5 protein-coding genes are annotated in these 11,574 nt (G+C 57.1%); all 5 read left to right on the top strand.

Translation table 11 applies throughout. The annotated features are described in order from the left end of the window. Nucleotides 1-140 precede the first annotated feature (140 nt). The 5 genes from ABD796_RS25740 to ABD796_RS25720 all read left to right on the top strand — a co-directional run bounded on the left by ABD796_RS25740 (nucleotide 141) and on the right by ABD796_RS25720 (nucleotide 11,507). Entirely contained in the window at nucleotides 141-1,118 is a 978-nt protein-coding gene (locus ABD796_RS25740) for an ABC transporter permease (protein WP_344913412.1), read from the top strand. Nucleotides 1,119-1,134: 16 nt separating this feature from the next. Then, nucleotides 1,135-2,028, top strand: a complete 894-nt coding sequence (locus tag ABD796_RS25735) for a carbohydrate ABC transporter permease (protein WP_344913410.1) — start codon at nucleotides 1,135-1,137, stop codon at nucleotides 2,026-2,028. A gap of 82 nt (nucleotides 2,029-2,110) precedes the next feature. Then, nucleotides 2,111-3,571, top strand: a complete 1,461-nt coding sequence (locus ABD796_RS25730; protein ID WP_344913408.1) for an ABC transporter substrate-binding protein — start codon at nucleotides 2,111-2,113, stop codon at nucleotides 3,569-3,571. 111 nt (nucleotides 3,572-3,682) lie between these two features. Next, nucleotides 3,683-7,972: a CBM96 family carbohydrate-binding protein gene (locus ABD796_RS25725; protein ID WP_344913406.1), complete on the top strand. Its 4,290-nt coding sequence runs from the start codon at nucleotides 3,683-3,685 to the stop codon at nucleotides 7,970-7,972. Nucleotides 7,973-8,483: 511 nt separating this feature from the next. Beyond that, a complete protein-coding gene (locus tag ABD796_RS25720) occupies nucleotides 8,484-11,507 on the top strand; it encodes a putative Ig domain-containing protein (protein WP_344913404.1) in 3,024 nt (1,007 codons plus the stop codon). The last annotated feature ends 67 nt before the right edge of the window (nucleotides 11,508-11,574 follow it).

Raw genomic sequence — 11,574 nt, 5'->3', positions numbered from 1 at the left:
TTTTACACCAAAAATGCGCCTTCATACTCTGTTTTTATACCTATTCACCGATTTTGCCTCTTATCCGAGGACGGGGCGATCCGCTACGATGGGGTCAAGACAAATCGTATCCAACCCCACGTAAGGAAGGTGTATCGCCTATGAGCAAGGTCCGGCCTGCGATGAGGCAACAGACGTTGGCTTCTTCGAATAGGGGCGCAGGCTTACTTCGGTGGTGGAAGCCGTTTAAGAAGAACCGGTTTCTTCTGCTGCTGACGCTGCCCATGGTCCTGTATATTTTGGTCTTCAAATATGTTCCGATGTTTGGGGCCGTCGTCGCGTTCAAGAAATTTCAATTCAACAAGGGCATTTGGGGAAGCGACTGGATCGGACTGAGCAACTTCCGGTTTCTGCTGGAGTCTCCCGACTTATGGCGTATCGTCCGCAATACGCTGGGCTATAATTCCGCTTTCATCGTGCTCAATCTGGCGGGCGCTCTCTTCGTTGCGCTGCTGTTGTACGAAATTACAAGCCGCAAGCTGCTGAAGGTGTATCAGTCGGTTATGTTCTTCCCTCATTTTCTCTCTTGGGTTGTCGTCGCTTATATGGCGTACGCCTTCCTGAATCCCCGGTCGGGAATGCTGAATCAGCTGCTGGAGTGGATGGGTCGGGCACCGCTCGATTACTACAACCTGGCGGAGCCGTGGATCTATATATTCCCGATCGCCCAGCTGTGGAAGGAGATCGGCATGGGCGCGATCATCTATTACGCCGCGCTGATGGGCGTCGACCCGACTTATTATGAGGCGGCCAAAATAGACGGGGCGAACAAGCTGCAGATGATTGTCCATGTTTCCCTGCCGGCGCTGTATCCGGTCATGACCATTCTGACGATTTTGGCTATCGGTCAAATCCTGGAAGCCGACTTCGGATTGTTCTACCAGCTTCCAATGAATTCGACAACCGTCTATGCGACGACGGATGTCATCGATACGTATATTTTCCGGGCATTAACGGTGAACGGGGATATCGGCATGTCGGCGGCGACCGGCTTGATCAAGTCCTGCGTAGGCTTTGTGCTGGTCTTGGCGACCAATGCCATTGTCAGAAAACGAAATTCCGATAACGCTCTGTTCTAGAAAGGAGGGGCCCATCATGCGGTCTACGCCCGGCGAACGACTATTTGCAGGCATCTCGCACGTCTTGATGATCGCGCTTAGCATCGGGTTCCTGATCCCGATTGTAGCGATCGTCTCCATCTCTTTGTCCGCGGAAGCGGATATCGCTCAAAACGGCTACAAGCTGCTGCCGGCCAAGCTGAATCTGGAAGCGTACAGTTACATCTTTTCTACGCCGATGACGCTGCTTCATGCGTATAAGGTGACGATCATCATATCCGCGGTAGGCACGCTTGTTTCCTTGATTATGATCTCGGCTTGCGCGTATCCGCTATCTCGCCGCGATTTCGCTTACCGCCGCATCATTACGTTTTATTTGTTCTTCACGATGCTATTCAGCGGAGGGCTCGTGCCCTTCTACATTTTGATGACGCATTACTTGCATCTGAAGGATACGTACGCGGCTCTGATTATCCCGAGCCTCGGCAATGTGTGGTTTGTATTTCTTATGCGCACGTTCTTCCAGCAGCTTCCGGAGGCGCTGGCCGAATCCGCCTCCATCGACGGAGCCAGCGAGCTGCGCATCTATACCCGCATTATTTTGCCGTTATCCAAGCCGGTGCTGGCTACGATCGGGCTGATGCAACTGCTCACGTACTGGAATTCCTGGTACCCGGCCCTGCTGTTTATTTCGCAGAAAGATTTGTATCCGCTTCAATACCTGCTTCAGGTGATGCTGCAAAATATCAATGAAATCGCCCGCAACATGCAGAACAACGTAATGGTCGATTTGACCGCGGCGGCAAAGCTCCCTTCGGAAAATATGCGGATGGCCATGTGTATATTGGCGATCGGTCCGATGCTGTTCGTGTTTCCTTTCTTTCAAAAATATTTTGCCAAAGGGCTGACCGTCGGCTCCGTGAAGGGCTGAGCGGGGCCAGTCGGCGAGTTCACGCCGGTTCGTCCGGCTTGACTATAGGAGCTTCATTTTATCCAGAACAGGGAGGGTCTCTATGCAGAAGATGAAGAAGAAAACGGGCGCAGGGTTGGCCGGCGTTTTGCTCGCAAGTGCGATGCTGTCGGCGTGTGGCGGGCAGCCGGCGGCACCGTCCGCGGAGGGAAACGGTTCGGAGGCGGCCAAGCAGCCTCCGCAGAAGCTGATCTGGTATATTCGCTACAGCGAGCCGGCCAATGCCAAGGCGGTGCTGGAAAAGGCGAATGCACTGATCCAAAGCAAGATTAATGCGACGCTTGACCTGCGCTATATCAATCCCGGCGACTATGAGAATAAAATGCAGCTGATCATGTCGTCCGGCGAAGAGTATGATCTGGCCTTCACGTCGGCCTGGGCTAACAATTACTTGAACAACGTCGACCGCGGCGCCTATATTCCGCTTGACGACTTGTTGGCCAAGTATCCCGATCTCCAGTCGATTCTGCGCAAGGAAGTTTGGAACGCCGTGAAGGTCAAAGACAAAACGTACGGCATTCCCAACAATCAGATCATGGTCAGCCAAGACGGCGTCTGGTTCAAGAAGGATATCGTCGATAAGTACGACCTGAACGTAGCGAAAATAAAAACGTTGGATGAGCTTAGCGGCGTATACGCCAAGGTCAAGGAAAAGGAGTCGAACCTGATTCCGGCGCGGATGGGGTCCGTCGCCTTCGGCTTTAAAGACTATGTGCCCAATGTGGAAAATTTGTTCTCTATCGATACGAATAACTGGAAAGTGTATGACAAGACGCAGAGCTATGTCGAAGAATACCGGACTTTCCGCGACTGGTACCAGAAAGGTTATTTCCCGCAAGACGTCGGCACGCTGAAGGATGAAACCAGCCTGATCAAGGCGGGCAAAGTATTCAGCCGTTACGGCCGGCAGAAGCCGGGGGGAGACGCGGAGCTGAAGGCGGCCTACGGCTTCGATGTCGTGCAAATTCCGACAGCCGCTCCGATTATCGGCCGCAGCGCCGCCTTGTCCACGCTGACGGCGATCAGCTCCACGTCCAAGAAGCCGGAGCTGGCGATGAAGCTGATTCATTTGATCAATACGGATAAGGAATTGATCAATCTGCTGTCGTTCGGTATCGATGGCCAGGATTATACGAAGCTCTCGGCGAACCGGGTCGAGAAGAAGCCCGGCGCTTACGAGGTTCCGGGATGGCTCCTCGGCAACGTATTCAACACGTACCTGCTGCCGGGCCAGCCTGACGACGTATGGGAGCAGACGAAAAAGATCAATGAGACGGCCAAGATCGATCCGCTGATTTCATTCAGCTTCGATAGGACCAATGTCGAGAACGAGATGGCGAGATTGACGGCGATTGAGAAGGAATTCCAGCCGATTCTGGACAATGGCCTCGACGACACCGAGAAGACGCTGAAGTTGCGCAGCGATAAAATGAAGGCGGCCGGTTTCGACAAGGTGCTGGTTGAAGTCCAGCGTCAGCTGGACGAGTGGAGAAAAAAGCAATAATAACGGCGCATTCCCTCGCGGTAGGCAAGCCAAACGCTCTCGGTCCGGTATTCCGCCCGACCGGGGCTTTGGCTGCTTATACTATAGATACCCAATGAAAGGGATGAAGTCATGGTCAAGAGCTTAAGAACGAGGCGAGGCTTGGCTTTCCTGCTGGCGTTATTGTGGTTGCTGCCGGCAGTGCTCATCCATCCAAAAAATGTAAGCGCTTCAACGTCGACCTATTACGTGTCGGTCGACGGCAGCGACAGCGCGGGCGACGGAAGTCTGGCGAATCCGTGGCGCACGATCCAGAAGGCCGCGAACGTCATGACAGCCGGCGACGTATGCATCATTCGGGGAGGCGTTTACCGGGAAACGGTCGTTCCCGTCCAGTCGGGTATCGAGGGAGCTCCGCTGACCTTCAGAAGCTACCCGGGCGAGACGGTGACGATCAGCGGCGCCGAGCTTCTCAGCGGCTGGACGGAAGACAGCGAGGCGCCGGGCCGACTGTACAAGGCTTCGATGCCATGGAGCCTGGGCTCGGGCAACCAGGTGTTTATCAACGGCACGATGGCGGGCGAAGCCCGGTGGCCGAACAACACCGGCTCGCTGTTGGAGCCGACGCTCGCCGAGATGACGGCGGGCAGCAACACGACGTTGACCGACAGCCGCATCCCGACGGGGGTCGACTGGGTCGGCGGGACGGCCTGGTTCGCCGGCGGAGCGGCTTGGGTCGGTCAGGATAGTACGATTACCGGGTTCAACCCGGCTACGGGGGTCATGACCTTTGCCTCCGTGAGAGCGAGCAATTCCAATTACGATGCGCAAATTGGCAATACGTATTATTTATCGGGGGTCAAAGGCGCCCTCGATGTCGATCGCGAATGGTGGTACGATGGCGCGGCTCAGCAATTGGTGCTGCAGCCTCCCGGTGGTTCTGCCGTCAGCTCGCTGCTGGTGGAAGCCAAGAAGCGTCTGTTCGGCTTCGACGTTTCCGGAAAGTCTTATATGGTGATCGAGGGCGTGGATTTGTTTGCGGCCGGCATCAAGACGAGCGATACGACGCATCATGTCCGCATCGACGGGATGAAGGCTTCGTACGTGTCCCATAACACTCGCAATCCGCAAAGCAACCCCGCCGCGGACAACAACGGCATCACGCTGCGCGGCGAAGCGAACGAGATCGTAAACAGCGAGCTCGCCTACAGCTCCGGCAGCCTGCTGGACGTCAAGGGGCAGAACCACCGCATCGTGAACAACTACTTGCACGACGGCAATTACGCGGGTACTTGGAACGGACTGATCTCAGCGGAAGGGAAAGGACATTATATCGCTTACAACACGCTTACCCGGTCCGGGCGCGACGTGATGAAGCTCGATAATCTGGAGCAGATGATCGTGGAGCGCAACGACTTGTCCTATGGCGGCCTCGTAACCAAGGACAGCGGTCTGATCTATACGGCGGGAGACGACGCGAGGCAGTCCGAGATTCGCTACAACACGCTGCACGATATGTACACGCATTTGGGGATGGGTATTTACACCGATAACCAGAGCACCAATTATATCATTCATCATAATGTGCTGTGGAATATTCCGAACTCGGACCCGATCCGGCTCAACTCGCCGAGCAATTACAACTTGGTCTTCAACAATACGGCGGGAACGAACACGAAAGGGATGGCAACTTGGGCGATCGTCTACCGCGGCGACATGTTCGGAGACCGTGTCTTCAACAACATATTCGCCGGCGGCGACATCGACTTCGGCGAGTCGCGAGGATATGCGCAGAGCCATAATCTGCTTGCCGGCCTCGATCCGTTGTTTGAACATGCCGCCCAGCACGATTTCCGACTGCAAGCCTCCTCTCCCGCGATTAATGCGGGGCGTGTCATTCCGGGCATTACGGACGGCTACGCCGGCACGGCTCCCGATCTGGGCGCTTACGAATACGGCCAGCCTCTGTTCAAGACGGGGCATGATTTTGCCCAGCCCCCGGTGATCGGCGCGGTTGTCCAACAGGCGCCTCCTTATGTGAATCTGGTACGCAACAACGGGTTCGAGTCCGGCGATCTCCAGTCGTGGACGGTAACCGGCGGCAAGGTAAAGGCGATTTATTCGCCCGGAGGAGCCTGGTCGTCCGAGATGGCGGCCATGCGCATTCAGAGCGGAGGCGTTCAGCTCAAGAGCGCAGGCTCCGAGCTGACGCAGACGGTGACGGGGCTGCAGCCGAATACGCGCTATACGTTTTCGCTGTGGACCAAGACAAGTGCCGACCAAGCGCTTGCTTCCTTCGGCGTTCGGGATTACGGCGGGCCTACCGTTAATCGGCAGGTGTACGGCACAGGCTGGAAGCAGCATACGCTTGATTTTACGACGGGCATTTCGGATACCTCCGCAACCGTCTACTTGGGTCAGGCCGGGGCGGGCAGCGGCGGCAGCGAGATCGTCGAGCTGGACACCCGGACCATGGAGGGAACGGCCAATGCGTGGCTGGAATACGATGTGACATCTTTTATCCAGGCGCAGGCAGCCGACGATCGGGTGGCCACTTTGAACATGAAGGGGGCTTTGAGCCGTACGACCTTCGCCCTGAAGCGCAGCGGAGTCAATCAGCCGAAGCTGGTGGTGAAGCTGGCCGGCACGGCGACGCTGGTCGAACTGGCGGCAACGGACAGCGCCGGGGTGCGGCTGCGTACCGGCACGACCGAAGCGGAGACGACCCATGCGAACCCGACGTCCTTTAATGCGGCCAACTGGAACAGCGGCTATCAAGAGGAATTTTATTTGAAGTTCCCGCTGGATCAACTGGCCGGAAGCACGATTACGGAAGCGAAGCTGAAGCTGCTGGCGAACGGCGTCGCCGCGGCGGGAGCCAAGAGTACCGTCTATGGCCTGGCCGACGATAGCTGGACGGAGTCGACCTTGACCTGGAACAACAAGCCGCAGGCGGTGGAACAGATCGTCAGCTATGACGACATCGGCGTGATCCTGCCATTGGACGATCAGTCGGCGGGCGACGCTCTTCGGGCGCTTATTCTCGATGCTCGAATGCTGCATGCGCGCGCTTCGACTGCCGGAGAGTTCTCCTCCGCCGTGCTGGCCGACTTTGCGGCGGGCATCGACGAAGCCCGGCAGACGGCCGATGACCCGGCTGCTACGCCTGCGCAGTTGAACGCGGCGCTGGAGCAGCTGAAAGCCAAGGAGGAATCGCTGCAGGCCCGCAGAGCGCTGCTGGGAGCGATTCAAGCCGCCCAATTGCTGGTGCAGCAGACGAAGGCTGGCACACTGCCGGGACAATATGCCGCCGGCGACAGGAGCGAGCTGCAGCAAGCGGTGACGCTAGCCCAGGCGTCGTTTAATGATGCGGACCCGGACAAGACGGCACTGGCGGCGGTGATGCAGCAGCTCGATACGGCAGCGAATCTTTATGACGCCCGTGTAGTAGCGACCCCGGTAGACGATCTGCCGAAGCTGCGGTTGGATGCCATACTGGGCCATCCTCAGGGCTGGTCGGAGAGCTACGGCTCCGTAAGCGGAGGCTGGTCCCGCTTCTCCAAAGACTATACGCGCTATACGGCTGCCCCGTACGGCAGCGGTCTGTTTGTACTGGACCTGAAATACAGTTTTCTCCAAGTAGCCTCCGAATGGCCGGGCATCCTGCTTCGTTCCCAGAAGCCTGCCGGTCCGCTCAATCAGGATACGACGTATATCGTGATTTTCAAGGAAGGGGTTTGGGAACTGCAGAAGTGGGTGGGAGGGAAGCAAACCCTCTTCAACACGTACCCGAATACCCGATTCGACGGAACGGCGACGCCGGTCTATGTGGGGGCCGTAAACGTGGAGGACGGGGTCCGGCTGCTGCTTTATGTGAATGGGCAGCCAGTGTTCGACTGGATCGACCGTCAGGCTCCGATCTACCAGAGCGGTTACTTCGGGTTCGTCTCTGCCGGTCAGTCCGGGGATATTGACGCAAAGCCGCTCCATCGGCCCGAGCTGGCGCTCACGGGGCCGTCTTCGGTGCAGGCGGGCGCGCAGCTGGACCTGAGCTTGCGAGCAAGCGGAGTGGCGGATACTCTACAGGAAAGTGTATCCGGCGCCGTCTATGGGGGCCAGGCTGCAATACGCTTCGACCCCGCGCGCTTCGACTTTGTAGGGGCGACCGCCTCGCACGGTTCGACGCTTCTTCAGGTGATTCCGGGAACCGAGCCGGGAACGCTGACTCTTCAATGGTCGGACGCCTCCGGGGTACGGCTGGATGAGGGAGAGGCCTTCGTCGGACTCGCGTTCGAGGCGAAGACAACCGAGGGTTTCGGGGGCTTCGAGCTGTCGAATGCGGAGCTTCGGGATGCGGCGAGTGCGGCCATTGCGGCTATTCCGCTTTCGCTCCGGGTGGAGGTGAAGAGCGGGACACCGTAACCCCGTATTGAACGATTGAAACGTGGAACGGTCTCGAAACTTCGTTTGGTTCCTTCAGGCGTGCCGTATGCTGGCGTGATTTATGAAAAGACAGCCTTCGTTGGTGGCTGTCTTTTTGCTATGCGGAATTAGACCTTGTCTTCGTCTTTTGTGTCGCCGTTTACAAATACCCTTTCTTCGACTACGGCATAGCTTATTAGCGCCGTGATCGCAGGTGTGGTAGGGGCCTTTGGTCGGGAGAATGAAGACGTCAAAGGAGAAAAGAGGACGTGCACCGATTTGGTTTAAGTGCATTGTTGTTCGCGGTTAGGGAGAACGATGTTGATCGACACTGGAAACAGCGATAAAGTAGACATGACGGTCGTTTCCCGCAGCCATGAATCGTTGCCGGACCAACAGCCCATAGGCGTCTGATGCATTTCCTTATATGATGTGAGTACAAATGTGATTAGATGTAAAAATTTAGGGAGGCTCTCGGATGACGTTCCCTGTGTTTCGAAAAGCTATTGCAATGGCATTATCGGTATTTGTGCTGTTCTCTTCGTTCCATGTCTTACTCGCGGAAAGCAAAGAAGGTGCTCCTGGGGATCTATACGCGTCGTGGGCTTCGGATACGCTGCAGGAGTGGTGGGCGAAGGAGTGGATTCACGGGTATCCGGACGGGACGTTTAGACCCGATTCGAACATTTCGAGGGCGGAGTTTATTTCGCTGGTGAACCGGGCGCTAGGTCTATCGACGCCAGGCGACATTTCATTCCGCGACATTAAACAGAATGATTGGGCCTATGAAGCAATTGCCATCGCCAACCGCGCCGGCTATGTGAGCGGTTACGAGGACGGTACGATCCGGCCCGATCAAGCCGTGAGCCGGGAAGAGGTGGCCTTCATGGTCTATACGTTGCTGCAGGTGGAGGCTACGAAAAGCGACGTGTCGCGGTTTCTGGATACGGCGGATTTCGCTGGTTGGAGCCAAGACGCGATCGGCGAGCTGGCAGCCGTCGGCATCTTATCGGGCTACCCGGACGGGGCATTTCGGCCGGGGAATAAAATTACGCGGGCGGAAGCGGTTGTGGTCTTGAACAACACCATCCGCTACATATTGACCGAACGACCGAAGGCGTATACTCAATCCGGGGAGTTCGGATCCGCAGCAGGGATCCCTACGTTCATAGGGAATGCGACTGTCCAGTCGTCCGGCGTCACGCTTAACAATCTGTTGATCTTGGGGGACCTGGACATAAAAGGGGAAGGCGCGAGCGGGGAAATAACGCTCCAAAACGTATTCGTGCGCGGGAAAACGTCGATTACCGGCGGGGCAAGCCTAGTGAGAGGCGTCGATTCCACGCTAGGCGACTTGAATGTATGTACGTCAAGCGCTCCCATTCGAATCGTTTTATCGGGCCGTACGCAGGTGGGACAAACCACTTTATGTTCCAGTGCAGTTTTGGAAGAGAAGCAGTTGACGGGGGACGGGTTTCGCGAGGTAATTTTGGCGGCCGATATGGCCAGTGGCTCCATAGCTGAGCTCAGAGGAGCTTTCGACACTGTTGTCGTGAATGCTTCCGGGGCAAAGCTTCAACTGGAGCAAGGCACGATTCAAAACGTAACGTTCGGTCCGGATTCCGGCGGTTCCATCGGCCGCGTAACCCCAGAGGCTTCGATCGGGCATCTTGTGCTGGACGCGGTTGTCACGATGTCGGGACAAGGCGCGATTGAAACGGCCACGCTGAATGCCGGCGCACGAGGAACGACTTTCGAGCGGAAGCCGGGGCGAATGGACGGGGAAGAAGGAGGCAGCGTTGTTGTCCCTCCAGTGGGGGGAGGCAATAGCGGAGGTGCCGTAGTGCAGCCCGATACTACCCCTCCTCTCTTCGACGTAGGGTATCCGAAATGGCTGACTGGCTCGGAGACGAGCGCGTTTATTGTGGTCAAGGCAAACAAACAAGGGCGACTGTACGCCCTTGCGGCTCTTCCGAGCGATCCCTTGCCGAGTTCGCTCCAAGTGAAAGCGGGTCAAACCGGAAGCGGAAGCCCGGCGATCTCGACCGCGGTCAGCGCGTTCGCCGCGAATACGGAGACGTCGATTCCGGTCAACGGCCTGACTGCCGGAACGGAGTATTCGCTTTATGTGGTAGCCGAGGACAACCTCGGGAATATTCAAACCAAGCCCGCAGCAGAAATCGTGAAGACGAGCGGGGTCGCTCCGTTGAAATTCGTTACGTCCAGCCTTCCGAACGGCAAAGTCGGGGCCGCGTATTCGCCGCTGACGATCGAGAGCTCGGGCGGGGTCGGCACCCGAAATTACTCCTTGATGAGCGGCGCTTTGCCGGCTGGGATGGCGGTTACCTCCAAGGGAGTGTTCTCGGGAACACCGTCTCTGGCAGGGGCATACACGTTCACGTTGAAGGTGACGGACAGTCAGTCGGCGTCTGCGATCCAGGTGTTTATCGTCGTAATCGATCCGCCGACTCCGGTCAAATTCGACACGACGAGCTTGCCGAGCGGGCAGGCAGGCATAGCGTATAAGCCATTGACGATGGAGAGCTCGGGCGGGATCGGCACCCGAACCTACTCCTTAATGAGCGGCGGCTTGCCGGTTGGGATGGCGGTTACCTCCAAGGGAGTGTTCTCGGGAACACCGTCTCTGGCGGGGGCATACACATTCACGTTGAAGGTGACGGACAGTCAGTCGGCGTCTGCGATCCAGGTGTTTACTGTCGTGATCGATCCGCCGGCTCCGCTCAAAATTGACACGACGAGCTTGCCGAGCGGGAAGGTGGGTATAGCGTATAAACCATTGACGATCGAGAGCTCGGGCGGGGTCGGCACCCGAACATACTCCTTGATCAGCGGAGGCTTGCCGGTTGGGATGGCGGTTACCTCCAAGGGAGTGTTCTCGGGAACACCGTCTCTGGCGGGGGCATACACATTCACAATGCGGGTGACGGACAGTCAGCCGGCTTCTGCAATCCAGGTGTTTACCGTCGTGATCGATCCGCCGGCTCCGCTCAAATTCGACACGACGAGCTTGCCGAGCGGTCAGGTGGGCGCAGCGTATAAGCCGTTGACGATCGAGAGCTCGGGCGGAGTCGGCACCCGCACCTACTCCTTGATCAGCGGCGCCTTGCCGGTTGGGATGGCAATTTCCTCCAAGGGGGTGTTCTCGGGAACACCGTCTCTGGCAGGGTCATACACGTTCACGTTGCGGGTGACGGACAGTCAGCCGGCTTCCGCGAATCAAATGTTCACCGTCGTGATCGATCCGCCGGATCCAGTCAAATTCGACACGACGAGCTTACCGAACGGGCAGGTAGGCAAAGCGTATAAGTCGTTGACGATCGAGAGCTCGGGAGGAGTCGGCACCCGGACCTATAGCTTGATCAGCGGCGCCTTGCCGGCCGGGATGGCGATTTCCTCCAAGGGAGTGTTCTCGGGAACACCGTCTCTGGCAGGGTCATACACGTTCACGCTGCGGGTGACGGACAGTCAGTCGGCTTCTACGAATCAGATGTTCACCGTGATAGTGAATCCATAACGATAAAGGGTTTTGTACAAGGCGCGCTTCCGGGTTTCGGGGCGTGCCTTATTTTATTGTTCTGACT

The organism is Paenibacillus hodogayensis (assembly GCF_039536325.1).
Lineage (GTDB): Bacteria > Bacillota > Bacilli > Paenibacillales > NBRC-103111 > Paenibacillus_AB > Paenibacillus_AB hodogayensis.
This window is presented reverse-complemented; position numbering and strand designations above follow the sequence as displayed.

Coding starts and splice junctions, on each gene's coding strand:
- ABD796_RS25720 (WP_344913404.1), top strand. CDS start 8,484: ATGGCATTATCGGTATTTGTGCTGTTCTCTTCGTTCCATGTCTTACTC.
- ABD796_RS25735 (WP_344913410.1), top strand. CDS start 1,135: ATGCGGTCTACGCCCGGCGAACGACTATTTGCAGGCATCTCGCACGTC.
- ABD796_RS25740 (WP_344913412.1), top strand. CDS start 141: ATGAGCAAGGTCCGGCCTGCGATGAGGCAACAGACGTTGGCTTCTTCG.
- ABD796_RS25725 (WP_344913406.1), top strand. CDS start 3,683: ATGGTCAAGAGCTTAAGAACGAGGCGAGGCTTGGCTTTCCTGCTGGCG.
- ABD796_RS25730 (WP_344913408.1), top strand. CDS start 2,111: ATGCAGAAGATGAAGAAGAAAACGGGCGCAGGGTTGGCCGGCGTTTTG.